This window comes from Streptomyces fractus, assembly GCF_049844455.1.
Lineage (GTDB): Bacteria > Actinomycetota > Actinomycetes > Streptomycetales > Streptomycetaceae > Streptomyces > Streptomyces fractus.
This window is the reverse complement of record NZ_JBMYHI010000002.1, coordinates 5214087-5239231: the sequence shown is the minus strand read 5'-3', so window position 1 is coordinate 5239231 and position 25145 is coordinate 5214087. Positions and strand designations below refer to the sequence as shown.

Below are 25145 nucleotides of genomic sequence, written 5' to 3'. Positions count from 1 at the left end.
CCGGGCCGGCTCACGGCCGCTGGCGCATCGAGCCCACCGTCCGCAGCAGCCGGTCCGCCCGCTCCCGCAGTTCCGGATGCGCCAGCACCGTGTTGCGCAGTCCGCGGACCGGGCGGCGCCAGAGGCGGTGGGCGGCCGCGGCCGGGTGGGGCCGGGTCGCGAAGCCCTCGGCGACGCGGAGTTCGCGGGTCTTCAGCCAGTCCTTGTACTCCTTCTCGCCGCGGCCCCAGTCCATCAGCCGGATGCCCTGGCGGCCCGCGGCCTCGACCATGCGCAGATGCATGAGGAGGCCGGGCGAGTAGTAGCTGAACTCCGGGTCGTACGCGGTGAACCAGGCCGCGAAGACCGTCTTGGACGTTGGGCCGAAGTGCGCCGCGACCGGGCGGTCACCCGCGTAGACGACCGAGAGGACTCCGGTGAAGTGGTCCTCTCGGACCTGGAAGAGGTGGTCGGTCAGGTCCACGATCCAGGGGCGGGCGAAGCGGTCCATGCGGCCGGTGCGGCGGTACTGGGCCGATTTCCAGCGCATCAGCTGGCGCAGGACCGCCGGGTCCCGCTCGTCGTAGACGAAGCGCATCGGCCCCACGTTGCGGGACAGGCGGCGCTCCTTCTTCAGGGTCGTCTTGGCCTGGCCGGGATAGGTCGCCTTCAGCCACTCCTCGTACGTCTCGTGGCTGCCGTCCTTCAGGTCGAGGACGGGTGAGGCGAAGGTGCCGGTGACGTAGCGGCCGAAGGGTCTCTGCTCCTCGATGAGGTGGTCGAACTCGAAGACCGACAGCCCGCAGGCGCGCAGGAGTTGGCGGACGTCCCAGGTGACCCCGGGCCTGTGCACCAGGGCCTGGCAGTCGGACAGGCCCATGCCGATGGCGCGGCCGATGCCCGCGGGCCCCTTCTCGTACGGGAAGAAGCCGACGGGTTCGGCGCCCTCGCGCAGCACCGCCACGTGCGCGCGGCCCTTGAACCTGGCGACCCCCTCCGCGAACTCCGGTGACAGGAACGGGTTCTGGTAGTCCGGAGAGTGCTCCATCGTCTCGTGCCAGGCCGTACGCAGGGACGCGCTGAGCTCGTCGGCTCTGTACGTCGTGATGTTCAACGTCGGTTCGACCGCCCCTCAGCGCAGGCGCCTGGTCCACCGGTAACCGGATACGTGCGTCGATACGTGAGCGTGCCGCTCATGAGCCCCCCTCTTCCCCCAGAGGGCTCAAAGGTCGCGAAACAGTACGCACGCTGTCAAGGGCCCTTCGGGCACTTCGGACACGCAACCGGAGGCTGTCGCCTACGAGTTGAGCCGCATGTGGACGTGCATGTCGTGCCAGCCGTCCGTGTGCAGTGCCGAGCTGTGCCGGGTGCCCTCCAGCGCGTAGCCGGCCTTGAGCGCCACCCGGCACGAGGGCTCGTTGCGGGTGGAGTGCTGGAGGTCGAGGCGGTGGAAACCCAGGGTGAACGCCCAGTCCGTGAGCGCGTCCAGGGCCCTGGGCGCCACTCCCGCCCCACGGGCCCCGGGCAGCACCCAGTAGGCGACCTCGGCGACGCCGTCCAGGAAGTTCATCTCGCGCAGCGCCATGCGGCCGAGCGGGGCGTCGTCGGCGGCGCCCGCCACGATCCACTGGGCCGACTTCTCCTCCCGCCAGGCCGTGCGGGCCTGCTCGATCCAGCCGCGCGCCTCGTCCAGGGAATCCATGCCGCGGATGTGCCAGTAGCGCAGGACCGGGTCCTGGAAGGCGTCGTGGACGGCCTGTGCGTCGTCGAACACCGGTGTGCGCAGGACGAGTTCGCCGTCGGCCGAGCGGAGCGTCGGCTGCGGGACCGACGCCAGGGCGCCCGGCTCGATGACGGGTTTGGTGTCGAAAGGCATGATCCGCATCATGACCGGATCGCGCCGCCCGCGCACCCGGATTCCGGGTCAGTCCTGGGTGCGGACCGGTGCCGTCTCCGGGAGCCGCCACACGCACAGCGCGCTCGCGAGGCCGGCCAGCGCCATGTATCCGGCCAGGTACCAGGGGCGGTCGCCGCCCGCGTCGACCAGGAGCGTCGCCACGAAGGGCGAAGTCCCCGCGAAGATCACGCCGTTGATCTCGCGGACGAAGACCAGACCGCTGTAGCGGACCTCGGTCGGCAGCGACTCCGCGTAGAACGTGCCGGTGACCGCGAAGATCGAGTTGAGCATGAGCGCGAAGGCGACGGTGATCGCGAGGTAGATCAGCCACGGCTCGCGCGTGTCCACCAGCCAGAAGAAGGGGTACGCGAAGAGCGTGATCGCCACCGCGCCGCCGATCATCACCGGCTTGCGGCCGATCCGGTCGGAGAGCGCGCCCGCCAGGGGGATCGTGAGGATCGAGACCGCCGAGGCGATGGTGATGCCGAGGACGGAGGTGCCCGAGGAGAGGCCCAGCTGGTTGGTGAGGTAGCTGGGCAGGTAGCCCTGGATCGCGTACGAGGCGATGGCGGTGGCGCAGCCGGAGCCGATGAGCAGGGCGATCGCCTTGGGGCGGGTCTTGATCGCGGCGAGCACGGGGAGCTTCTCGCGCTTGCCGCTGTCCCGGGCCTGCTCGAACTCCTCGGTCTCGGGCGCGGCGTTGCGGATCAGCAGGGCGATGACGACGACGAGGGCGCTGGCCAGGAACGGGATGCGCCAGCCCCAGCTCAGGAAGTCGTCATCGGGGAGGGTCGAGACGGCGGCCACCGCGCCGGAGGCGATGACGACGCCGATGAACTCGCCGGCGCCGGGCAGCGAACCGTAGAACCCGCGCTTGCCGTCCTCGGCCGCCTCCGTCGACATGACGTACGCGCCGCCGAGCTCGGCGCCGACGCCGAAGCCCTGCATCATCCGGCAGAACACGAGGAGGACCGGGGCCCAGATGCCGATCTGGTGGTACGTCGGCAGGAAGCCGATGGCGAGGGTGCCGGCGCCCATCAGGATCACGGTGAGGATCAGGACCGGTCGGCGGCCGATGCGGTCGCCGAGGTGGGCCAGGACGAGGCCGCCGATGGGGCGCACGGCGAAGCCGAGCCCGAAGGTCGCGAACGAGGCGAGGGTCGCCGCGAACGGCGATACGTCCGGGAAGAAGACCTTGTTGAAGACGAGCGCGGCCGACGCGCCGAAGAGGAAGAAGTCGTACCACTCGAGGATCGAGCCGACGACGCTCGCGGCCGCGGTGCGGCGCTGGCGGGTGCGCGCGCTCATGACCTTCGGCGCGGCGGTCTCCTTGCGGGTGGATGTGCTCGTCGTCGGGCTCATCTCACTCCCTTTCCACATTCGTTCAACACTCGGGGGCAACGCGGGACCCTCGTGTTGCAACATATGCACGCCTGTTGCGCAAGGGCTGCTAATGTTCTTCATGACCCCAGCGGGATGTCAATGGAGGGACGGCGAATGCCCGGTAAGGCGATCTGCCTCGGCGAGACGATGGCGCAGGTCACCCCCGCCGACGGCGAGGGTCTTGAGCGGAGCCGGGAGCTGCGGCTCGCGGTCGCCGGCGCCGAGTCGACGGTGGCGCAGTACCTCGCGGACCTCGGGCACGAGGCCGCGTGGGTGAGCCGGGTCGGGGACGATCCGTTCGGGCGGCGGATCGTCGCGGCGGTCGCCTCGCGCGGCGTCCGCGTGGACGGGGTGCGCGCCGATCCGGCCGCCCCCACCGGCGTGTACTTCAAGGACCCGGGCCCGGACGGCACCCGCGTGCACTACTACCGGGCGGGCTCGGCCGCGTCCCGGATGACACCGGCCGACGCGGACCGCGTCGACCTGACGGACGTACGACTGCTGCACCTCACCGGGATCACTCCGGCCCTGTCGGACGGCTGCGCAGAGCTCGTGGACACCCTCATGGCGCGGGCGGCGGACAGCGGGACGCTCGTCTCGTTCGACGTCAACCACCGCCCCGCGCTGTGGAGTTCACGCGAGACGGCGGCCGAGACGCTGCGCGGACTCGCCCGCCGCGCCGACATCGTGCTCGTCGGGCGCGACGAGGCCGAGACGCTGTGGGACACCGCCACCGCCGAGGACGTACGGGACCACCTCGCGCCGCGCGGCACGCTCGTGGTCAAGGACGGGGACGTGGGGGCCACCGAATTCACCGGCGCCGGGGGCGAGTTCGTGGCCGCGCCCGCCGTCGACGTCGTCGAGGCCGTCGGCGCGGGTGACGCCTTCGCCGCCGGATATCTGAGCGGCCTGCTCGACGGGGCCGCGCCGGCCGAGCGGCTCGCGCTCGGGCACCGGCTCGCCGGGCGGACGCTGCGCAGCATCGAGGACTACGTGCCCGCCGACGGCCCGCTCGAAGGCCAAGGACACTGATCCCATGTCACAGACCGTCCGTCGCGCCATCGACATCCTCGAGTTCGTCGCCCGCCGCCCGCGCACCCAGACCGAGGTCGGCGAGCACCTCGGCGTGCACCGCTCGACCGCCCTGCGCATCCTGGAGTCCCTGACCGAGGGCGGCCTCGCACGCCGGCTGCCCGACGGCCGGTACGCGGTCGGGCACCGGCTCGCCGGGCTCGCCCACCTCGCCCTGGAACAGTTCGGGCTGAAGGACGTCGCCGGCGAACACCTGCGGCTGCTCGGCGAACGCTGCGGGCACACCGTGCACCTCGCCGCCCTGGAGGGCGAGCGGATCGTCTACGTGGACAAGGTCGACCCCGTCGACGGGGTGCGGCTCTACTCGCAGATCGGCCGCCCGGTCACCCTGCACACCGCCGGAGTCGCCAAGGCGATCCTCGCGTACGTACCCCGGGAGCGGGCCGACGCGATGCTTGCCGACTGCGACTTCGCGCCGCACACCACCACGACGATCACCTCCCCCGACGCCTACCGCAAGGCCCTCGCCGAGACCAGGACCCGCGGCTGGGCCGTCGACGACGGCGAGTACGAGGACTTCGTGAACTGCGTCGCCGTACCCGTACGGGACAGCAGCGGCGAGGTCGTCGCCGCCGCGTCCGTCACCGCGCTCAAGGCGAAGGCGGACCTGGGCGCCCTCGAATCCGAAGTGCTGCCCGACCTCATGACCACCGCCGACACGATCTCCAAGGAGCTGGGATGGCGTCCGTGAACACCGATAGGCCCACCACTGACAGGCCCACCACGTTCGATGAGCTGTTCGCCGGGGTGCCGGTGATGGCGATCCTGCGCGGCATGTCGGCCGACAAATCCGTCGAACTCGCCGTACGAGCCTGGGACCTGGGCATCGAGTGCGTCGAGGTCCCCGTGCAGACCGAGGAGGCCGCGCGGGTGCTCGGCGCGGTCGTCGCCGCCGGGGCCGAGCGCGGCAAGCCGGTCGGCGCGGGCACGGTCACCACGGCCGAGCGGCTCGGATGGGCGGTGGACGCGGGCGCCGCGTTCACGGTGGCCCCGGGGCTCGACGTGGAAGTGGCGCGGGCGAGCGTCGCGGCCGGGCTGCCGCATCTGCCCGGCGTGGCCACGGCCACGGATGTGCAGGCGGCGCGGGCCATCGGGCTCACGTGGCTGAAGGCGTTCCCGGCGAGCGTGCTCGGGGCGGACTGGTTCCGCGCGATGCGGGGGCCGTTCCCGGAGGTGCCGTTCGTGGCCACGGGCGGGATGGACGCGGGGAACGCTTCCGCTTATCTGTCGGCGGGGGCCAAGGTCGTCGCTGTTGGTTCGGCGCTTGAGGATCCGGCGCAGCTCTCCTTGCTGGCTGAACTGTTGCGGTCACAGGAGTGAGCGTCACGGGGCTCTGCCCCGGACCCCGCTGCTCAAGCGCCGCAGGGGCTTGATTGTGCCCACCTGAACTTTTGGAGTCACCATGAAGATCACCTCGCTCACCACCTACCTTGTTGCTCCCCGTTGGCTGTTCCTCAAGGTGGAGACCGATGAAGGGATCACCGGGTGGGGGGAGCCCGTTGTCGAGGGGCGCGCGCACACCGTCGCCGCCGCGGTCGACGAGCTGAGCGACTACCTCGTCGGGCAGGACCCCCTCCGGATCGAGGACCACTGGCAGGTCATGACGAAGGGCGGGTTCTACCGGGGCGGGCCCGTCCTGTCGTCCGCCGTGTCCGGGATCGACCAGGCCCTGTGGGACATCAAGGGCAAGTACCACGGCGTCCCGGTCCACGATCTGCTGGGCGGCGCCGTCCGCGACCGGATGCGGATGTACTCATGGATCGGCGGCGACGACCCGAGCGAGGCCGCCGAGCACGCGGCGCAGCGCCTCGAACAGGGCTACCGGGCCGTGAAGATGAACGTCGGCGGCAAGATGCGGCACCTCGAGACCTCGCGCGAGATCGACGCGGTCGTCGAGCGCGTCGCCTCCGTGCGGGACGTGCTCGGGCCGGACGGAGGCGTCGCCGTCGACTTCCACGGTCGCACCTCGCCCGCCCTGGCCAAGCAGCTCGCCCAGGCCCTCGAACCGCTGCGCCCGATGTTCATCGAGGAGCCGCTGCTCCCCGAACTCACCTCCCAGTACGCCGATTTCACGGCGTCGACGTCCATCCCGGTCGCCACCGGCGAACGCCTCTTCTCCCGCTGGGACTTCGACCCGGTGCTGCGTTCCGGCATCGCGCTCGCGCAGCCCGACCTGTCGCACGCGGGCGGCATCTCCGAGACCCGGCGGATCGCCGCGCAGGCCGAGGTGCACGGCGTGGGCCTGGCCCCGCACTGCCCGCTGGGCCCGATCGCGCTGGCAGCCTGCCTCCAGGTCGACTTCGCCTCCCCGAACGCGTTCATCCAGGAGACCAGCCTCGGCATCCACTACAACGTGGGCTCCGACCTCGGCGACTACCTCGTCGACCCGTCCGTCTTCGCCTTCGACTCCACGGACGGCCACATGGCGCGGTTGACCGCGCCGGGTCTCGGTATCGAGGTCGACGAGCAGGCCGTGATCAAGGCGGCTGCGTCAGGTCATCGCTGGCACAACCCGATCTGGCGCCACGCGGATGGTTCTTTCGCGGAGTGGTGATCACGTCCTCTTGAGCCCCCGCTGCTCAAGCCCCTGCGGCGATTGAGCAGCGGGGTCCGGGGCAGAGCCCCGAGGCCGCAACCCCGCGGAACCGCCTGCTCAATCGCCGCAGGGGCTTGAATTACCGGAGCTCCTCCGGACACGGTGTGCCGCGGGGCAACTGGTAGGGCGCCGCGAGGCGATACGTTCCGGCCTTCGGCGCCAACAGCTCCGTCCACGCGTCCCCGGCCGCGTCCTTCTCGGTCTCCATGAGGCACCCGTACACGTTCCGGAACCGCTTGGGGACGGAGTCGTCCGTCTCCCGCGCCCGCTTCGACGCCTCCGTCTCCTTGGGCGCGCCCAGGCTCTTGCCCTTGGCGTCGACGACCGAGAGCCACGGCGAGTACGGGACGCGGATCAGCACACGGCCCGGCCGGGTCACCTCGATGGTCAGCTCGCCCTGTTCCGCCGCGTCGACGACCGCGTGCGGCTCGGCGAGCGGCGTCGGGTCCGTGACGGCGAACAGCTGCCAGTTGGCGTCGCCCCACACCTGCTTGAGATACGGCAGCCCGCGCCGCACCAGCTGCCGCTCGCGCTCGGCGCCCTTGCCGTCCGGTTCGTCCTTGGGCAGCACCACGTAGTGCACGGCCCAGCGCCGCAGCCACTCGCGGTAGTTCGCCGAGTTGAGGGTGTCGTCGTAGAAGAGCGGGTTGCGCTCCATGTCGGCCTGCCGGTTCCAGCCGCGCGCCAGGTTCACGTACGGGGCGAGCGCGGAGGCCTCGCGGTGCGAGCGGGCGGGCACCACCTCTACGCGTCCGTGCTCGGCCTTGACCTCCTGCAACTCGTTGACGAGCGGAGCCAGTTCGCGGGCCCAGGAGGCGGCCGGCGTCGTACGCACGACGTCGTCGACCGACTTGAAGCCGATCCACGCGTTGAAGGCGACGAACGTGACCACGATGACGTACCACTTGCGCGAGCGCGGAGCCGTGAACGGCAGCGCCGCGAGCAGCGCGACGCCCGCGAACAGCATCGGGAGCCGGGTGATGTTGGAGCCGATCTGCGAACTGATCAGCCACACCAGGAGCACGGACAGGGCGTAGACGGCGGACGTGATCCGGACCGTCACCCACTCCTTGGGCACGAGGACGTACACGAGGACCCCGTACGCCATCGGCAGCAGCGCCGACCCGAACGACATCGGCTGCGTGCCGGAGAACGGGAACAGCCACGCCGACAGCACGACGACGGCGGTCGGCGCGAGCCCGAGCGCGTACGCGCCGGGCCGCCGCTTCTGAAGGAACAGCGCCACGGCGACGAGCCCGACGAAGAGCCCCGCCACCGGCGAGCAGGCGGTCGCGATGCCCGCGAGCGGCGCGGCGACGAGCGCCTTCGCCCAGCGCTTGTAGCGCCAGCGGTACGGCCAGCAGAACACGGCGGCCGTCGCCGCGAGCCCGAACATCATGCCGAGGCCGAACGTGACGCGGCCCGACGCGGCGTTGCAGAGAAGGGCGAAGACACCGGCGAGGGCCGGCCACAGGGGCTTCGCCACCACCCGCGTACGGATCAGGATCATGGTCAGCAGGGCCGCCGAGAGCGTGCCCGCGCCCATCATCGTGGTGCGCACGCCGAACACCGACATCAGATACGGCGAGACCACGCTGTACGACACCGGGTGCATGCCGCCGTACCAGGCGAGGTTGTACGCGGAGTCGGGGTGCCGGCCGACGAACTCGGCCCAGGCGTCCTGCGCCGCGAGGTCCCCGCCGCTGTTCGCGAACGTGAAGAACCAGATGACGTGGAGGAGCGCGGCGGTCAGCGTGACGACGGTGACCGGATGCCGGGCCAGGCGCTTCAGGCGGGCGACGCCGCCCGGCGCGTCGGCGACCGCGTCGGCCTCGGGGGGTCCTGCGTGCTGCTGTTCGGGGAGCCGTATCCGGGGGCGGCCCCTGCCCGACCCGGGCTTCGCGTCGTCGGCGCGCGTCGGCCTCGCTGTGGCCACTCCCTACACTCCCGTTTACCCGTGTGCCGTTGTGAATGAACGGGTGGGCGTCCCCCGCCTGCCCGGTCTCGCGACGCTAGCACGGCGTGCGCGGACGGGCGCCGTGGGAGGCCGACGGGAATCGGCCTCCCACGGGCGATACCGGGGCGGTCAGCCGACGCGGGTCAGCTTCGCGCCGAATCCGGGCTCGGTGAGGCTCTTCTGAAGGGCCACCGGCACCTCCACGGCGCCGCCCTCACCGTCGCCGACCGCGAGCACGCCGACGGTGTCCCCTGCCTTGCCCGTGTGCGGCACGGACTTGCCGTCCTGCTCGGCGAGTTGCAGGTGCACGGTCTTGCCAGCCCAGCCGACGGCCTTCACGTCCTTCGTGACGGTGACCGGGGTGTGCCCGCCGAGCTGGTCGTCCACGTACCCGACGACATCGCCCTTCTTGAGGACCGTCGACGAGGTGACCGCGTCCTGGGCGGCGAGCATCGCGGTCTTGCTGACCGCGTTGACCGTGTCGATGATCGGCGCCTTGTGCTGGCCGAGGACCGCGCCGACGACGGTGACGGTCGAGCCGCCCGCGTCCTTGGTGGCGGCGAAGAGCAGGTTGCCGCCGGCCTTGGTCGTCGTACCGGTCTTGATGCCGATGGCACCGTCGTACGGCACGAGGCGGTTGTAGTTGGTCCACTTCTTGCCGGACGGGTCGGTCCAGGTGGGCAACTTGGTGATGTCCGTCAACGCCGGAATCTGCACCAGCTCGTTGCCGAGCTTCACCTGGTCCTGGGCGGTGGAGACGGTGCTCTCCTTGAGGCCGGAGGGGTCGGTGTACGTGGTGTTCTTCATGCCGAGCTTCTTGGCGGTGGCGTTCATCTTCTTGACGAACGCCGCCTCGGAGCCGGCGTCCCAACGGGCCAGCAGACGCGCGATGTTGTTCGCGGACGGGATCATGACCGCCGCGAGCGCGTCCTTCTCGGAGATCTTGTCGCCCTCCTTGACGGTGTTGAGCGTCGACTCGTTCTGCCCGTCGGCGTCGTAGCCGCCCTCCTTCTCGGCGGTGGCGTCGACGGTGATGTCCGGCCCGTCGGCACCCTTCTTCAGCGGGTGGTCCTTGAGCACGATGTACGCGGTCATGGACTTGGCGACGGAACCGACCGGCACGGGCGTCTGCTTGCCGAAGTTGTCCATGGTCCCGATGCCCTGGACGTCCATCCAGCCCTGGCCCTCGTCCGGCCACGGCAGGGACGCCTTGTCGCCGTCGAAGCTGTACGTGGCGTCGGTGGTGAGCGAGAGACTCGGCGTCGGCAGCGGGCGGACGGCCTGCACAACCCCGAACACGATGACCAGCAGGATGACGATCGGCGTCCACACCTTGACGCGGCGCACCGCGGTACGGACCCGGGTCTCCGGGGGCGGCGGGGTGTTGGTCAGCTCGGCGAGCAGGTCGAGCGGCGGCTTCGGCGGCAACGGCTGCTGCGTGGTCCGCTCGGCCGGTTCGACGGTGGGCTGCTCGGCCTCCGGCGGCAGCTCCTTGCCCGTGGCCGCGCCCTCGTCCAACGACTTGAGCGGCACGAACTTACTGCTCTTCGCGGTCCCGGCCGCCTTGAGCGTGGTGGTCGGCTGATCCACGGGTGGCGGCACAGCCTTGAACACAGCAGTCGCCTGATCAACCCCCGCGGCCGAGCCGACCTTCCCACCCCCCTCGGCGAGCACCTCACCACTCTTGCCAGACGCCCCACCACTCTTGGCAGACGCCTCACTATCGGCCTTGCCACCACCCGCGGCGTCGGCCTTGGCGTCGGCCTCGGCCTCGGCGACAGCCTTCGCGCCGGACTTGCCGCCGCCCGTGCCGTCAGCCTTGCCGTCGGACGGGCGGTCACCAGTGGCGTCGCCCTTCGCGTCAGTCTTGCCGCCAGGCTTTACGTCGGCCTTGCCACCACCCGCGGCGTCGGCCTTGGCGTCGGCCTTGGCGGCAGCCTCTCCGTCGGCCTTGGCGTCGGCCTTGGCGGCAGCCTCTCCGTCGGCCTTGGCGGCAGCCTCTCCGTCGCCCTTGGCGTCGGGCTTCGCGTCGGGCTCGCCGTCGGACTTGCTGCCGACCTTGCCGTCGGCCGTGGCGGCAGGCTTGCCGTCGGGCTCGGCGGCCGGCATGGCGCCGGATTTGCTCCCAGCCTTGGCGTCGCCCTTGGCGCCGGGCTCAGCGGCTGGCAGGGCGCCGGGTGCCGTGCCCGCCTTCACGTCGGACAGGGCGGCCGACTTGCCGTCACCCTCGGCATCAGACTGGGCAGCCGGCTTTGCGCCGGACTTGCTCCCAGCCTTGGCGTCGGGCTCGGTGGCCGACGTAGCGTCGGACTTGCTGCCCGCCTTCGCATCGGACGAGTCGGCAAGCTTGCCGTCACCCTCCGCCTCGGACGTGCCGTCACCCCTGGCATCGGCTTCGCTGCCCACATTCGCGCCGGACTTGACGTCAGCCTTGCCGTCGGGCTCGACAGCCGGCTTCGCGCCGGACTTGCTGCCGGCCTCCGCGTCGGACGCGCCGTCACCCTTGGCGTCAGCCTTGGCGCCGGACTCGGCAGCCAGCTTCGCTCCAGACTCACCGCCGGCCTCCGCGTCGGACGTGCCGTCACCCTTGGCGTCAGCCTTGGCGCCGGACTCGGCAGCCGACTTCGCACCGGACTTACCGCCGGCCTCCGCGTCGGACATGCCGTCGACCTTGGCGTCAGCCTCGCTGCCCGCCTTCGCTTCGCCGTTGCCGCCGCGCGTGACTTCAGCCTTGCCGTCGGGCTCGCCAGCCAGCTTGGCGCCGGACTTACCGCCGGCCTCCGCGTCGGACGTGCCGTCGGCCTTGGCGTCAGCCTTGCCGTCGGGCTTGGCAGTCGGCTTCGCGCCGGGCTTGCTGCCCGCCTTCGCATCGGACGACGCAGCAAGCTTGGCGTCGGGCTCGGCGTCCGACGTGGCGGTGTCCGCATCGGGCTTGGCGGCGCCGATGGGCTTCGCGTCCGGGACGTCGTCGCCAGACTTCGCCTCGTCGGTGGACTTGACGCCCGCCCCGCCGCCGGTGACCGGCTCAGCACCCGCCCCGGCCGCTCCATCGGCAACCGGCTCCGCGTCGGCGCCCAACGGGGCATCGTCACCCGTGGACTCGGCGTCCGCCGCCGCGGCGGCATCAGCCCGCTCGGCGGAGCCCCCGTCACCGTCCGGCTTTGCAACTGCAGACGAATCGGCGGAGCCGCCGTCGCCTGCCACCCACGCCGCGACCGCCGCCCGCAGACGCTCGTCGCCGGCGTCCTCGGGAGCCGGCGTCGGATCCGGGTCCGCGCCGGACGGCGTCCGTGCCACCGCGAGACGCGGGTCCTCCGGTGCCGGACCTCCCGACGCCTTGTGCTCTCCCGACTTGTCGGGGGTCCCCGCCACCGATGCCTCCTCGACCGAATGAACCACTCAACCACTTGTCGCCGGACAGACCAGCCCTGTCCGAACCATGTACCAGTGTCCTGTGTGGGGGCTTAACCCACGTGGTAGACGAGAACGACATACCTATAGGTTCCCGTCCAAACCCCCCACGCACTCTCGACAGACCAATGTGAGAGGGGTCACCCTGTCATTCATCCACGCGGGGAGGCATGGATGGGCAGGAGCCGCAGAACAATTCCGGAGGAGCTTCTGCTGCTCGCTCTGGACCCGGCCACGGGTACCACAGCGCAGCCGCAGTCGCTCGACCTAGGTCTGGCCGGAGCACAGCTAGTAGAGCTGGCGCTGGCCGGACGGATAGCCCCAGACGGGGATCGTATCGCCGTGGTGGCACCACGGCCGACCGGAGATCCGACACTGGACTGCGCGTTGGAGTTGCTGCGAAGGCGTGGCGCTCCGGTGCGGGCAGTCCACTGGATTGGCGGGCCACGTCTTGGGCTGCGCCAGACCTACCTCTCGCACCTGGAGCGGTGCGGCATGGTGCATGCCGTGGCGGGACAGATGTGCGGGGTGCTGCCGACGACGCGCTATCAGGCGACGGAGTCGGCGGTCAGCCGGGAGATCAGGGCCCGGCTGGACTCAGCGATCCGTACCGGCGTCCCGCCGGACCCACGGACCGCGGCGCTCGCCGCGCTGGCCCATGCGGTCGGACTCGGCAAGCACCTGTATCCGGGCAACGAGGGCAGGTCCTCGCGCTCCCGGCTGCGGGACCTGATCAGGCACGACCCGATGGGCGGACTCGTGGCGCACGCCGTGATGGACGTCCAGAACGGTGTGGCGGTACAGCCACGCCGCTCACCGGCCCCGCCGGCGGGTCGTGGTGCACCGGAGCCCGCACGCGGCGTTCCGATGCAGCCACGCCGGGGTTCCATGGCTCGCGCCGTGGCCCACTAGGCGACACCGCACCACCAGCACCACCCGTAGCACCAGAGCACCACCCGCAGCACCACAGCGCCGCACCGTAGTCCCCAAGAACCGGTTCGGGAGCCGCTGTACCGCGCGGGGTGATGCGCCGGGCGTGAGGACGACGCCCCGGCACGTCACCCCGCGCGGTCGCATTTGTGCTGCGTAGGAGGCACGTGCACCCCGCATGTGCGTCCGTGCACATCGGCCGTTTCCCAGCGCAGGGCCGCCTCGGGGTGGCAATCTGCTGAGCAGTAGACACGCAACGTATGCAGAACAGATAAATGCACGTAGCCGGAGGTGCACGTCCGTGGCGTCCAACGTCAATCCCACCGTCAGGCGACGCCGGTTGGGCCAGGAGCTGCGCCGGCTCCGCGAACTCAAGGGCATGACCGCAGAAGAGGTCGCCGAGCGCCTGCTGGTGTCCCAGTCGAAGATCAGCCGCCTGGAGAACGGGCGGCGCAGCATCAGCCAGCGCGACGTACGCGACCTGTGCGGGGTGTACGAGGTCGAGGACCACCGGGTCATCGACTCGCTGATGCAAATGGCCAAGGATTCGCGCCAGCAAGGCTGGTGGCACTCCTTCGGCGACATTCCGTACAGCGTCTACATCGGCCTGGAGACCGACGCGGCGTCGCTTCGCGTGTACGAGTCGCAGTGCATCCCCGGTCTGCTCCAGACCCGCGGGTACGCGGAGGCGCTGATCCAGGGCGCGATGCCCGAGGCCTCGCCCACGGACGTCGAGAAGCGCGTGCAGGTCCGCATCCGCCGCCAGGAGCGGATCAACGACGAGGCCAACCAGTTGCGCCTGTGGGTGGTCCTGGACGAGGCGGCGCTGCGCCGCGCCGTCGGCGGGTCCGCCGTGATGCGCGAACAGTTGGAGCATCTCGCGGAGCTGTCCGGACTCCCCCACGTCACGGTGCAGGTACTGCCCTTCGACATGGGCGCGCACCCGGGGATCACGGGGCAGTACGCGATTCTCGAGTTCCCCGACGCGGCGGACTCCAGCGTCGTCTACATCGAGGGCGTCACCAGCGACCTCTACCTGGAGAAGACGCAGGACGTGCAGAAGTACAGCGTCATGTACGAGCACCTGCGCGCCCAGGCGCTGAACGTGGAGCAGTCCCGGCAGTTCATCCTGGAAGCGGCGAAGCGGCACACCCGCTGAAGTCCAAGTCACGTAACGGACCGCAGAGTTCAGGCCTCTGATCCAGGCCCTGCCCGTGGGAGGGCGCCGCACGGTACACCTCTCCCACGGGCTCATGGAAGACCCCTCTGGAATATGCCATCCGGTCGAGTGAATGGCCCCACCGCCGCCCCGGGTCGGCGAGTAGCGTCGATCACGCCAACAACAGACAAGGTGTTGGCGCAAAGCCGCGGCAGGTCCGCGGCCCAGCAAGGGATCACTGGCCAGACCGGAGCAGATCATGGCAATCACCAAGGGCGCACAGCCCACCTGGATCAAGTCCTCGTACTCGGCAGGGAACGGCGCGTGCGTGGAGATCAAGTCTCCCGCCGCCCACGCCGTGGACGTACGCGACTCCAAGGACCCGCAGGGTCCGAACCTGGCGTTCGCGCCGGCTTCATGGAGCGCCTTCGTCACGGAGATGAGCAGGGTCGACAGCTGACCTTCCAGCCAACTCCGTGAGACAACCGAACACGCAGAACCGCACGACGCAAGACAGCACCACGCAACACAGGAACACGCATCACAGAAACACAGCAATACAGCAACACAGCACCACTGATAGAGCCCTCTCGACTGGTCCGCCGTCCTGGCCGAGGGGGCTCGGCGCTGTCCGCAAGCGGCCGCAGGGTCAGCGCAGCTGGTCCACGTACTGGTCCGTGCCCGGCACCGTCGGGATGAACGGGGCGACCAGTTCCACCCGGCCGAGGCCCGACGCCGCCACCGCCCCGCCCAGGCCCGCGAAATGGTCCTGCCAGCACTCGCGCGGGTCGGACTGGAGGAACCAGAGCAGGGTGAGCCGGGTGTCGACGCCCTCGACCTGCTTCACGTACGTCATCTTGTCCCCCGGCAGCGGTGTCGGGCGGAAGACCGTGACCATCGCGGCGGGCGAGCCGGAGAGCCGCTGCGGCAGGTGCTCGGTGCGCAGCCAGTCCAGCAACTCGGCGCGCTGCTGCGGACCTTCCGAGTCGATCACCTCGACGACGAGGCCCTGGTACGGGTGGTCGAGCGCGTGGAAGTCGCGCGGCCCCTCGTCCCCGTCCCGGTACACCGTCGCCTCGTGGTCCTGGAACGACGTGAAGACGTGCGTGCGGTCCTGGTGGACGCGGTCGTCCCGGTTGAGCCGCTTGTTGATGCCGACGGTCCACTTCATGTGGTCGGCGTAGCGGCCCTCGGTGATCCAGTACGTGGAGATGTAGCAGCCCGCCGTGACGGGCTCTGCGACGGCCGACTTCTCGGGGTAGCGCAGGAGTTGGAGGTCGCGGGTGGCGACCCAGCGGCGCCCCGCGTACATCCACGGCATGGCCATCGCGCCGGCGTAGTAGTGGTCGTCCTCGTACCAGCGGTTGTACGCGTGCTCGCGGCCCGGATGCGGTTCGACCATGGTGATCAGGGCGTGCCCCGGACGCACCCCGTACGGTCCGACGGCCGCCAGTTCCGCGTACGTCTCGCTGTGCGTGTCCTCCATGCTGCTCACACCTTCCATCTCCCGTTCGACGCCCATACTCTGACGCCCCGTCAGACAGAACGCCAGAGCCGGGAGGCGAACCGATGGTGAATGCGGAACTGCTTGCGGGGAAGACCGTGATCGTCTCCGGCGTGGGCGCGGGGCTCGGCCGCCAGGTGGCGGAGGCCGTGCTGCGCGACGGCGGGAACGCGGTGCTCGGGGCGCGGACCGAGGCCAATCTCGCTGCCTGCGCACAGGAGTTGGACCCGGAGGGCAAGCGGACCGCGTTCCGCTCCACCGACATCGGCGACGAGACGCAGTGCGAGGCGCTCGCCGAGCTGGCGCGCGAGCGGTTCGGGGGTGTGGACGCGATCGTCCACGTCGCGGCCTGGGACAGCTACTTCGGCGGCCTCCAGGACGCCGACTTCGAGACCTGGAGCAAGGTCATCGACGTGAATCTGCTCGGCACGCTGCGGATGACCCGCGCCTGCCTGCCCGCCCTCAAGGAGCGCGGCGGCTCCGTGGTCTTCATCGGGACGCAGTCGGCGATCGCGGCGCCCTCACAGGTCCGGCAGGCGGCGTACGCGGCGTCGAAGGGCGCCCTGACGAGCGCGATGTACTCGCTCGCGCGGGAGGTCGGCCCGCACCGGGTCCGGGTGAACACGGTGCTGCCCGGCTGGATGTGGGGCCCGCCCGTGCAGGCCTACGTCCAGATCACCGCGCAGACCGAGAAGGTGCCCGAGGCCGAGGTGCTCGGGCGGCTCACCGAGCGGATGGCGCTGCCCGACCTCGCGACGGACGGGGACGTGGCGGACGCGGCGGTGTTCCTCGCCTCCGACCGGGCGCGCGCGATCACCGGCCAGCAGCTCCTGGTGAACGCAGGGGAGCTCATGCGGTAGCCGCCCCACTCGGGAGACCTGTCGACTTCGCAGGTCAGCCGGGGTGCGTCCACACCTCCCCGAGTTCCGCCACGTTCTGAATTCTGTCCGGGGTTCATATCCATGACTGCAGAACCCTTGACCGGCCCCATGCGCGGAGGTTCAATCCCCCACGTCCCCAACACCCTTGCCGGGGGCAACCGTTGTGCAGCGGAACCCCTGGAGGGGGCACATGAACAGTCTCGACTGGGTCGTGCTCATCGCCTACTTCGGCGTGATGGTCGCGATCGGCGTCTGGTCCCACAAGCGTGTCGACAACGTTTCCGACTTCTTCACCGCCGGCGGCAAGATGCCGTGGTGGCTGTCCGGCATCTCCCACCACATGTCCGGCTACAGCGCGGTGATGTTCACCGGTTACGCCGGAATCGCGTACACCTACGGCGTGACGTCCTTCGTCACCTGGTCCTTCCCGATCGCGCTCGGCATCGCCATCGGCGCCCGGCTGTTCGCGCCGCGCATCAACCGGCTGCGCTCGCGCCTGCACGTGGCCTCGCCGCTCGAATACCTCAAGAACCGCTACAACCTGGGCACCCAGCAGGCGCTCGCCTGGTCCGGGATGCTGCTGAAGATCGTCGACGTGGGCGCGAAGTGGGCGGCCATCGCCACCCTGCTGTCGGTGTTCACCGGTATCTCCCTGAATCAGGGCATTCTCATCACCGGTGCCATCACCGCGGTCTACTGCACCATCGGCGGCCTGTGGGCGGACGCGCTCACCGAACTCGGCCAGTTCATCATCCAGTTGCTGGCCGGGATCTCGATGTTCATCGCGGTCGTGCTGAAGCTGAGCGACAAGCACATCGGCTTCTTCGACGCCTGGAGCCGGCCCGAGCTCCAGGGCCACGACAAGCCGCTGGTCGGCCCGTACGGCACGGTCTTCCTGCTCGCGTTCCTCTTCATCAAGCTCTTCGAGTACAACGGCGGCATGCTCAACCAGGCCCAGCGCTACATGGCGACGAGCAGCGGGCGCGAGGCCAAGCGGTCCGCCTACCTGTCCGCCACGCTCTGGCTGGTCTGGCCCGTCGTCCTCTTCTTCCCGATGTGGATGTCCCCGCTGCTCGTGCAGGCGCAGAAGCCGGACGGCTCCGACTCCTACGGCCTGATGACCGAACAGCTGCTGCCGCACGGCCTGTTGGGCCTGGTCATCGTCGGCTTCTTCTCGCACACGATGGCCATGTGCTCCTCCGACGCCAACGCGATCGCGGCCGTCTTCACGCGGGACGTGGCGCCCGCGCTCTCGAAGCGCGCCCGGGAGTGGGGGCCGCGCACCGGACTCGTCGCGGCGCGGATCACCACCGTGCTCTTCCTGGCGCTGTCGATGGCGGTCGCCACGCAGGTCAACTCGCCCACGTTCAAGGACATCATCACGGTCGTCATCAAGTGGGTGGCCGGTCTGATGGGCCCGATCGCGATCCCGATGATGCTGGGTCTGCTGCGCCAGTTCCGCAGGTCCGGGCCGACCGCCGCGCTCGTCAGCTGGGGCATGGGCCTGCTCGCGTTCTGGCTGGTGAACTACCCGATCAGCTGGAACGTCGAGGGCGGCGTGCCGCTCCAGTACCAGGTGTCGATCCCGCTGGCCGTCTCCCTCGTCCTCTACATCCTCATCGGCTACATCAAGCCCGAGGACACCCCTGAGCGGGACGCGATCATCAAGCGCATCAACTCCGACGACGACGATTCGGCGGCGGCCGCGGTGCCGACGCCGACGGAGGTCTATTGAGCCGGTGCGGCGGGGCTACTCATAGCCCCTGCGGCGATTGAGCAGACGGCTCCGCGGAGTTTCGCCCACGGGGCTCCGCCCCGGACCCCGCTGCTCAATCGCCGCAGGGGCTTGATTGGCGCCTACGTGGCCCGCGGGTAGCGGGCCAACCACCCCGGCGAAGCGGCCGCAGGCCCATGCAACGCGGCGCCCTGCGTCATCTCCATCGCGAAGTCGTCCGCGAGCTCCAGGATGGTGGGACGCCCCTCCAGCTCCGCCACCCACGCGGGCGGCAGCGCCGTCTCCCCGTGCAGCGCCCCGAGCAGTCCCCCGCACAACGCGCCGACCTGGGCGGAGGGCCCGTCGTGGTGGACGGCGAGGCCCAGGCCGTGCCGGATGTCGTCGCCGACCAGCGCGCAGTACACGGCGGCCGCGAGCACACCGGTCGCGTCGCCGTCCCCGACGAGCTCGCCGACCCGCGCCGCGGTCGGCATCCCCTGCCGTACGGCGCCGAGCGCGTGCTTGAGCGCGTCCGCGACGGGCGGATGCCCGGGGCGCGCGGCGAGCAGGGCCAGCGCGCGCTGCACGGCGGCGTCGAGCGAGTCGCCGCGCGCGAGGGCGTGCACGAGGACCGCGTACGCGCCCGCCGACAGATAGGCCTCCGCGGCGCCGTGCGTGTGCACGGCGCACTCGACGGCGAGCTGGAACACGAGCTGCGGCTCCCAGCCCACGAGGAGCCCGAAGGGCGCGGAGCGCGTCGCCGCCTCGGCGCCGTCCGCGTCCAGGTTCTTGGGGCGGTCGAGCGTCCCCATCACGTCGTTGCCGAGCCCCAGCAGGCACGCCTGGGAGGCGCCGCGCCGCGAGTACAGCCACTCCTCGCGGGCCAGCCAGCCGTCCTCCTTGCGGCGCAGGTCGGGACCCCAGTCGCGCTGGGTCGCGGCCCACCGCAGATAGGCGCGGTGCACATCGGTCGGCGGGTGCCAGGCGCCGGTGTCGCGCCGCACCTGCGCGCGGATCAGCCCGTCGACGGTGAACAGGGTCAACTGGGTGGCGGCGGTGATCGCCCCGGTCCGCCCGTAGACGGGCACCAGCTGCTTGAGCCCCTCGGCCCCGTGCTCGGCGTGGATCCCGTCGAGCGTGAGGCCGTCGAGCGGGGCGCCGAGGGTGTCACCGAGTGCGCCACCGAGCAGGGTCCCCCGCACTCTGCTGCGGAAGTCCTGCTGTTCGGCGCGGCCCCAGACCGCCGCCGCGTTGGGCGCTGCGCCCATGGGGTACTCCTCCTGTCACGACCCTCGACCCTTCGGCTTGGAGCACTGTAATCGACCGGCGTCGACCAGGAATGTTCACGAAGTGATGGGATCGTGGACGCCTCCGTCCACAGGTTCCGGAGCATGCGCTCGCCACGGCTTCGCCCCTCGTTCACCGTCCGGTCGCGCCCCGGTTCCGGGCGCCCCGAAACATCCACCCCATGACCCACATCACTCGCGTGTCTACTCGTGTCAGGTCCACGACCCCCGTGCTCGGCGCCCTGTCCGCCGCCGCCCTCCTCGCCACTCTCGCCGCCCCGGCCGCCTCGGCCCACCCGGCGCAGGCCGCGCCCCGCATCCCGTTCACGCAGGCGACGGTGACGGCGGCCGGGATCCCGGGCACGTACGAGATCGCCTGGAAGGCGCCGGGCGTGCGGCACGTGACGATCACGACGGACAACGGCCGCACGGTCGCCTCCGGCGGCTCCTCCGGCAAGGTGACGGTCACCGGGCTGCCGGCGCACGCCGACCGCCAGTGGTTCACCCTGCGGCCCGACCACGGAAAGGGCCTGCACCTGGCCGACCGCCTCATCAAGCTCGACGGAGCGGTCAACTTCCGTGACGCGGGTGGCTACCGGACGAGCGAAGGACACTGGGTGAAGATGGGTGAGATCTACCGCTCGGACGCGCTCGACAAGCTGACCGACGCCGACCTGGCCAAGCTGAAGCGCCTCGGCATCGGCACGGACTACGACCTGCGGACGGAGTCCGAGCGGCAGTCGGCGCCTGACCGCGTCCCGGCGGGCACCTCGTACGAGGTCGCGGACGTCCTCGCGGGCTCCGACATGACGAGCACGATGCCGACGACCGAGGCCGGCGCCGTCAAGATGATGACGGACGGCGAGAAGTTCATGGTCAGCGGCGACACCGCCAAGGCGGCCTACGAGAAGGTCTTCGCGGGCATCGCGTCGGGCGACAGCACCCTCTTCCACTGCACGGCGGGCAAGGACCGCACGGGCTGGGCCAACGCGGCCCTCCTCACCGCCCTCGGCGTCCCGCGCGACACGGTGATGAAGGACTACCTGGCCTCCAACGACTACCGCGCCGAGGCGAACAAGGCGGCGCTGGCCGCGATGCCGCCCGAGCAGGCGAAGGTCTACAAGCCGATGCTCGACGTGCGGGCCGAGTACCTGAACTCCGGTTTCGACGAGATACGCGACACGTTCGGCTCGTTCCGCTCGTACGAGAAGCGGGGCCTCGGCCTGGACGCGGGCGAACTGCGCTCGCTGAAGCGCGAGTTGCTGGCCTGACGGGCCCCCGGACCGTCGGACGTTCCCCGGAAAGTCTCCCGTCGCCCTGCCCGACGGAGCATCCTGAGGTGGACACGTCTATCTGGTGCTGAGGGGCGCTTGAAAGGGCGGAACACAATGGGCGCGGGCAAGGGGCAGGGCCTTGCGACCGCGGCGGCCAACCGCATCTCCACGCGTTCGGTGGACGAGGCGCGCGCCGTGCTGTCGCGGCAGTTCTACGACATGAAGCTGGACACCCCGACGGCGGAGGACTTCGACCTCGACGCGGATGTCGTGGTGCTGGGTGGCGTGACGATCGGGCGCATGTCGTTCGGCGCCCCCATCACGGCTTTCATCGCCGAAATGGGGTCGTACCACGCCGTGGCCCCGTCGGCGGGATCCTTCAGCATCGGTCAGGGGCCGGTGACCGACACCCAGGTGTCGGCCCGCACCGGCGGCATGCTGAACCCACCGGGCTGTTTCCGGGTCGCGGACTTCTCGCCGGACTGCGACACCCTCACCGTCAAGATCGACAAGGCGGCGATGCACCGGCAGTTGGAGATCATGCTGGGCAGGCCCGTGCTGCGCAATGCGGACTTCAGACCGTCGTTCGACATCTCCCGCGGCGTGGGCCGCAGTTGGGCGAGCCTGGCCCGCTGGACCGCGCTCGACGCGAACAACCCGGGCGGACTGCTCCAGAGCCCGATGATCTGCGGGCGGCTGGAACAGACCCTGCTGGAGGGCCTGTTGCTGGCCACCGACCACCGCTACCGCCAGGCGCTGGACGCGCCTCCGCCCGGTATGTCCGCCACAGCCGTCAAGCGCGTCATGGACGCGGTGCGCGACAACCCGGCCGAGCCCTGGGACGCGAACCGGCTCGCCGCCGTCGCCCAGGTCAGCCTGCGCACACTCCAGGAGGCGTTCCGCTCGCAGGTGCGCATGACGCCCATGGGGTACGTGCACGAGGTGCGGCTCCAGCACGTGCGGATGGTGCTGCGCACCGCCGCCCCCGGGGAGACCACGGTCACCGAGGTCGCCTACCGCTGGGGCTTCGCCCACCTGGGCCGGTTCGCCCGGCGGTATCGGGCCCGGTTCGGCGAACCTCCGTCCCGTACGCTCGCCACCGCCGCGCGAATCGGTCAGGAATCGCGCGCAAAGCGGCGAGCCCGGCCCCCCGCGCCCGACGTATCGTCCTGAACACCGCCTCCGTGCCAGGGATGTGCGGACGATGGACGGTGTCGGCGCCGTCCACCCGCCGCTCCCCTCCGTCCCCGTCCGGCGGCGGACCGTGGTGCAGGCAGTGCGGGAGCGCCTGCGCACCCCTCGGGCCCGGCCGCCCACCCTGTCAGCGGCGCCGGGCCCGGGATCCGCCACGTGTACCCCAGACAGGCCCCTACGGCTCCAGCACCGGCAGCAGCTCCGGCAGATGCCCGTCCGACGCCTGCGCCGACCGCACCCGCTCCTCGGCCACCTCCCCGTACAGCGTCGTACGCGGCTTGGCCGGGCGGCCCGCCGTGTCGGCGACCGCGATCAGGTCCTTGACCGACTTGTACGAGCCGTAGGAGGAGCCCGCCATCCGGGAGATGGTCTCCTCCATGAGCGTGCCGCCCAGGTCGTTGGCGCCCGAGCGCAGCATCTCGGCCGCGCCCTCCGTGCCGAGCTTCACCCAGCTCGTCTGGATGTTGGGGATGTGCGGGTGGAGCAGGACGCGGGCCATCGCCGTCACCGCGCGGTTGTCGCGCATCGTCGGTCCGGGGCGCGCGATGCCCGCCAGGTAGACCGGCGCGTTGGTGTGGATGAACGGGAGCGTCACGAACTCCGTGAAGCCGCCGGTCTCCTGCTGGATGGACGCCAGGGTGCGGAGGTGGCCGAGCCAGTGGCGGGGCTGGTCCACATGCCCGTACATCATGGTCGACGAGGAGCGGATGCCGAGTTCGTGGGCGGTCTTGATGACCTCGATCCACGTCGCGGCCGGGAGCTTGCCCTTCGTGAGGATCCAGCGGACCTCGTCGTCGAGGATCTCCGCCGCCGTGCCGGGGATCGAGTCGAGGCCGGCCTCGCGCGCCGCGGTCAGCCACTCGCGGATGGACATGCCGGTGCGGGTCGCGCCGTTGACGACCTCCATCGGCGAGAAGGCGTGCACGTGCATGCCGGGCACGCGCTCCTTCACGGCCTTCGCGATGTCGAAATAGGCCGTGCCGGGCAGGTCCGGGTGGATGCCGCCCTGCATGCAGACCTCGACCGCGCCGACGTCCCACGCCTGCTGGGCCCGGTCCGCGACCTGGTCGAGCGAGAGCGTGTACGCGTCGGCGTCCGTGCGGCGCTGGGCGAAGGCGCAGAAGCGGCAGCCGGTGTAGCAGACGTTCGTGAAGTTGATGTTCCTGGTGACGATGTACGTGACGTCGTCGCCGACCACCGACTTGCGGATGTCGTCGGCGATGCCGCAGAGCGCGTCGAGGGCCGGCCCTTCGGCGTGCAGCAGGGCGAGGGCCTCGTCGTCCGTGAGCTTCGTCGGGTCGTCGGCCGCCTGCTTGAGCGCTGCCCGTACGTCGCCGTCGATGCGGGAGGGCTCCATGCCGGGGGCCGCCTGCTCGCGCAGCGCCTCCCAGTCGCCGTACACGACGTCGAAGTCGTCGCGGCGGTCCTTCGTGCGGCCCTCCGTATCGATGGTGCGGTGCAGGTCGGTGCGGCCGGACGACGCCACGTACCCCTCGTCGGGCTCCTGCCAAGGCCGGCCGACGACGGGCGCGTCGGCGACCGCCAGACCGTCGGCGTCGGCCAGGGCGTTGACGTGCGGCAGCAGGCGCGGGTCCAGCCACGGCTCGCCGCGCGTCACGAACTCCGGGTAGACGCACAGCCGTTCCCGCAGCTCGAAGCCGACCTCCGCGGACTGCGCGGCCAGTTCCTCCAGCTTCGGCCACGGCTTCTCGGGGTTCACATGGTCGATGGTCACCGGGGAGACGCCGCCCCAGTCGTCGATCCCGGCGCCGATGAGGCGCGCGTACTCGCCGTCGACGAGGTTCGGCGGGGCCTGGATGTTCCCCGAAGGGCCCATGATGTGGCGGGCCACGGCGACCGTCGCGACGAGGTCGTCGAGCTCGGCGTCCGGCATGCCGCGCATCGCCGTGTCCGGCTTGGCGCGGAAGTTCTGGATGATGAGTTCCTGGATGGCGTGGTACGAGCGCGCGGTGCGGCGCAGCGCGAACAGCGAATCGGCGCGCTCCTCGTACGTCTCGCCGATCCCGATGAGCAGCCCGCTGGTGAACGGGACGGAGGAGCGGCCCGCGTCCTCCAACACCCGCAGCCGGACGGCCGGTTCCTTGTCGGGCGAGCCGTAGTGCGGCATGCCGGGCTCGGACCAGAGCCGCTCCGCCGTCGTCTCCAGCATCATGCCCATGGACGGCGCGACGGGCTTGAGGCGCTGGAAGTCGGTCCACGACAGCACACCCGGGTTGAGGTGCGGCAGCAGTCCCGTCTCCTCCAGGATCCGGATCGATATGGCGCGCACGTACGCGATCGTGTCGTCATAGCCGTGCGCGTCGAGCCATTCGCGGGCCTCGGGCCAGCGGTCCTCCGGCTTGTCGCCGAGAGTGATGAGGGCTTCCTTGCAGCCCAGTTCGGCACCCTTGCGCGCGATGTCGAGGACCTCGTCGGGCGACATGAACATTCCGTGGCCCTCGCGGCGAAGCTTGCCGGGGACGGTCACGAACGTGCAGTAGTGGCACTTGTCACGGCACAGCCGGGTGAGCGGGATGAACACACTCTTGCTGTACGTGATGACGCCCGGCCGGCCCGCCGCCTCCAGGCCCGCGTCGCGCACGCGGGCGGCGGACGTGGTGAGGTCGGCCAGGTCGTCGCCGCGCGCCTGCAACAGCACGGCGGCCTCGGTGACATCGAGCGCGACACCGTCTCTGGCCCGTTTCAGCGCGCGGCGCATCGCGTTGGCGGTGGGACGGTCGGCCTCGGGGGGCTGCGGTACGGCGTCCTGATCACTCATGAATCGAGCATACGAGCGCGACCTGGACACTTCGAGGGCCCCCGGCCCGACCCTTCCCGCGCCGCGCCCCCTGGTCTACGCTCGCCGGGGTCCGGACCGACGGGGGTTT

General features: G+C 70.7%; 19 protein-coding genes. 11 read left to right on the top strand and 8 right to left on the bottom strand.

The window, feature by feature from the left end; all coding sequences use genetic code 11:
* Positions 1–10: 10 nt before the first annotated feature.
* From ACP4E5_RS25670 to ACP4E5_RS25660, 3 genes are all read right to left on the bottom strand, one after another.
* Positions 11–1093 carry a GNAT family N-acetyltransferase gene (locus tag ACP4E5_RS25670; protein WP_425832525.1) on the bottom strand — a complete coding sequence of 361 codons (1083 nt, stop codon included), beginning with the start codon at positions 1091–1093 and terminating at the stop codon, positions 11–13.
* A 183-nt stretch (positions 1094–1276) separates the two neighbouring features.
* A complete protein-coding gene (locus ACP4E5_RS25665) occupies positions 1277–1855 on the bottom strand; it encodes a GNAT family N-acetyltransferase (protein WP_425832523.1) in 579 nt (192 codons plus the stop codon).
* Between the two features lie 48 nt (positions 1856–1903).
* Positions 1904–3238, bottom strand: a complete 1335-nt coding sequence (locus tag ACP4E5_RS25660; RefSeq protein WP_425832521.1) for an MFS transporter — start codon at positions 3236–3238, stop codon at positions 1904–1906.
* Between the two features lie 135 nt (positions 3239–3373).
* Here ACP4E5_RS25660 and ACP4E5_RS25655 point away from each other — a divergent pair, with 135 nt between their 5' ends.
* From ACP4E5_RS25655 to dgoD, 4 genes are all read left to right on the top strand, one after another.
* Positions 3374–4291, top strand: coding sequence for a sugar kinase (locus ACP4E5_RS25655; protein ID WP_425832519.1), 918 nt, complete (start codon positions 3374–3376; stop codon positions 4289–4291).
* 4 nt (positions 4292–4295) lie between these two features.
* Entirely contained in the window at positions 4296–5042 is a 747-nt protein-coding gene (locus ACP4E5_RS25650; RefSeq protein WP_425832517.1) for an IclR family transcriptional regulator, read from the top strand.
* Positions 5030–5671 (top strand): bifunctional 4-hydroxy-2-oxoglutarate aldolase/2-dehydro-3-deoxy-phosphogluconate aldolase, encoded by a 642-nt coding sequence (locus ACP4E5_RS25645; protein WP_425832515.1) that lies wholly within the window; start codon positions 5030–5032, stop codon positions 5669–5671. The genes ACP4E5_RS25650 and ACP4E5_RS25645 overlap by 13 nt, the downstream gene beginning before the upstream one ends.
* Before the next feature lie 82 nt (positions 5672–5753).
* Complete coding sequence (gene dgoD, locus ACP4E5_RS25640) at positions 5754–6905, top strand: galactonate dehydratase (RefSeq protein WP_425832513.1); 1152 nt, start codon at positions 5754–5756, stop codon at positions 6903–6905.
* Positions 6906–7026: 121 nt separating this feature from the next.
* Here the strand turns inward: dgoD and ACP4E5_RS25635 are convergent, their stop codons facing one another.
* Complete coding sequence (locus ACP4E5_RS25635) at positions 7027–8883, bottom strand: MFS transporter (RefSeq protein WP_425832511.1); 1857 nt, start codon at positions 8881–8883, stop codon at positions 7027–7029.
* A 150-nt stretch (positions 8884–9033) separates the two neighbouring features.
* Positions 9034–12276: a D-alanyl-D-alanine carboxypeptidase gene (locus ACP4E5_RS25630; protein ID WP_425832509.1), complete on the bottom strand. Its 3243-nt coding sequence runs from the start codon at positions 12274–12276 to the stop codon at positions 9034–9036.
* A gap of 213 nt (positions 12277–12489) precedes the next feature.
* Here ACP4E5_RS25630 and ACP4E5_RS25625 point away from each other — a divergent pair, with 213 nt between their 5' ends.
* The 3 genes from ACP4E5_RS25625 (at position 12490) to ACP4E5_RS25615 (ending at position 14864) form a co-directional block, all read left to right on the top strand.
* Entirely contained in the window at positions 12490–13227 is a 738-nt protein-coding gene (locus tag ACP4E5_RS25625) for a GOLPH3/VPS74 family protein (RefSeq protein ID WP_425832507.1), read from the top strand.
* Positions 13228–13546: 319 nt separating this feature from the next.
* Positions 13547–14404, top strand: a complete 858-nt coding sequence (locus tag ACP4E5_RS25620) for a helix-turn-helix domain-containing protein (protein ID WP_425832504.1) — start codon at positions 13547–13549, stop codon at positions 14402–14404.
* A gap of 259 nt (positions 14405–14663) precedes the next feature.
* Entirely contained in the window at positions 14664–14864 is a 201-nt protein-coding gene (locus tag ACP4E5_RS25615; protein ID WP_327662890.1) for a DUF397 domain-containing protein, read from the top strand.
* A gap of 189 nt (positions 14865–15053) precedes the next feature.
* Here ACP4E5_RS25615 and ACP4E5_RS25610 read toward each other — a convergent pair whose 3' ends face one another.
* Positions 15054–15890 carry a hypothetical protein gene (locus tag ACP4E5_RS25610; RefSeq protein WP_425832502.1) on the bottom strand — a complete coding sequence of 279 codons (837 nt, stop codon included), beginning with the start codon at positions 15888–15890 and terminating at the stop codon, positions 15054–15056.
* An 83-nt stretch (positions 15891–15973) separates the two neighbouring features.
* Between ACP4E5_RS25610 and ACP4E5_RS25605 the strand changes: the two genes are divergently transcribed.
* Complete coding sequence (locus tag ACP4E5_RS25605) at positions 15974–16768, top strand: SDR family oxidoreductase (protein ID WP_425832500.1); 795 nt, start codon at positions 15974–15976, stop codon at positions 16766–16768.
* 211 nt (positions 16769–16979) lie between these two features.
* Positions 16980–18524, top strand: a complete 1545-nt coding sequence (locus tag ACP4E5_RS25600; RefSeq protein WP_425832498.1) for a sodium:solute symporter family protein — start codon at positions 16980–16982, stop codon at positions 18522–18524.
* A gap of 122 nt (positions 18525–18646) precedes the next feature.
* On the opposite strand, the gene ACP4E5_RS25595 is transcribed toward ACP4E5_RS25600, so the two are convergent.
* Complete coding sequence (locus ACP4E5_RS25595) at positions 18647–19771, bottom strand: ADP-ribosylglycohydrolase family protein (protein WP_425832496.1); 1125 nt, start codon at positions 19769–19771, stop codon at positions 18647–18649.
* A gap of 200 nt (positions 19772–19971) precedes the next feature.
* Here ACP4E5_RS25595 and ACP4E5_RS25590 point away from each other — a divergent pair, with 200 nt between their 5' ends.
* Positions 19972–21060 (top strand): tyrosine-protein phosphatase, encoded by a 1089-nt coding sequence (locus ACP4E5_RS25590; protein ID WP_425832494.1) that lies wholly within the window; start codon positions 19972–19974, stop codon positions 21058–21060.
* A gap of 117 nt (positions 21061–21177) precedes the next feature.
* A complete protein-coding gene (locus ACP4E5_RS25585) occupies positions 21178–22236 on the top strand; it encodes an AraC family transcriptional regulator (RefSeq protein WP_425832492.1) in 1059 nt (352 codons plus the stop codon).
* 196 nt (positions 22237–22432) lie between these two features.
* Here the strand turns inward: ACP4E5_RS25585 and ACP4E5_RS25580 are convergent, their stop codons facing one another.
* The gene (locus ACP4E5_RS25580; protein WP_425832490.1) at positions 22433–25036 is read right to left on the bottom strand and encodes a bifunctional FO biosynthesis protein CofGH; all 2604 of its coding nucleotides are present in this window, start codon (positions 25034–25036) and stop codon (positions 22433–22435) included.
* Between the last annotated feature and the right edge of the window lie 109 nt (positions 25037–25145).

Coding starts and splice junctions, on each gene's coding strand:
- ACP4E5_RS25665 (WP_425832523.1), bottom strand. CDS start 1,855: ATGCCTTTCGACACCAAACCCGTCATCGAGCCGGGCGCCCTGGCGTCG.
- ACP4E5_RS25660 (WP_425832521.1), bottom strand. CDS start 3,238: ATGAGCCCGACGACGAGCACATCCACCCGCAAGGAGACCGCCGCGCCG.
- ACP4E5_RS25655 (WP_425832519.1), top strand. CDS start 3,374: ATGCCCGGTAAGGCGATCTGCCTCGGCGAGACGATGGCGCAGGTCACC.
- ACP4E5_RS25650 (WP_425832517.1), top strand. CDS start 4,296: ATGTCACAGACCGTCCGTCGCGCCATCGACATCCTCGAGTTCGTCGCC.
- ACP4E5_RS25645 (WP_425832515.1), top strand. CDS start 5,030: ATGGCGTCCGTGAACACCGATAGGCCCACCACTGACAGGCCCACCACG.
- dgoD (WP_425832513.1), top strand. CDS start 5,754: ATGAAGATCACCTCGCTCACCACCTACCTTGTTGCTCCCCGTTGGCTG.
- ACP4E5_RS25625 (WP_425832507.1), top strand. CDS start 12,490: ATGGGCAGGAGCCGCAGAACAATTCCGGAGGAGCTTCTGCTGCTCGCT.
- ACP4E5_RS25615 (WP_327662890.1), top strand. CDS start 14,664: ATGGCAATCACCAAGGGCGCACAGCCCACCTGGATCAAGTCCTCGTAC.
- ACP4E5_RS25610 (WP_425832502.1), bottom strand. CDS start 15,890: ATGGAGGACACGCACAGCGAGACGTACGCGGAACTGGCGGCCGTCGGA.
- ACP4E5_RS25605 (WP_425832500.1), top strand. CDS start 15,974: ATGGTGAATGCGGAACTGCTTGCGGGGAAGACCGTGATCGTCTCCGGC.
- ACP4E5_RS25600 (WP_425832498.1), top strand. CDS start 16,980: ATGAACAGTCTCGACTGGGTCGTGCTCATCGCCTACTTCGGCGTGATG.
- ACP4E5_RS25595 (WP_425832496.1), bottom strand. CDS start 19,771: ATGGGCGCAGCGCCCAACGCGGCGGCGGTCTGGGGCCGCGCCGAACAG.
- ACP4E5_RS25590 (WP_425832494.1), top strand. CDS start 19,972: ATGACCCACATCACTCGCGTGTCTACTCGTGTCAGGTCCACGACCCCC.
- ACP4E5_RS25585 (WP_425832492.1), top strand. CDS start 21,178: ATGGGCGCGGGCAAGGGGCAGGGCCTTGCGACCGCGGCGGCCAACCGC.
- ACP4E5_RS25580 (WP_425832490.1), bottom strand. CDS start 25,036: ATGAGTGATCAGGACGCCGTACCGCAGCCCCCCGAGGCCGACCGTCCC.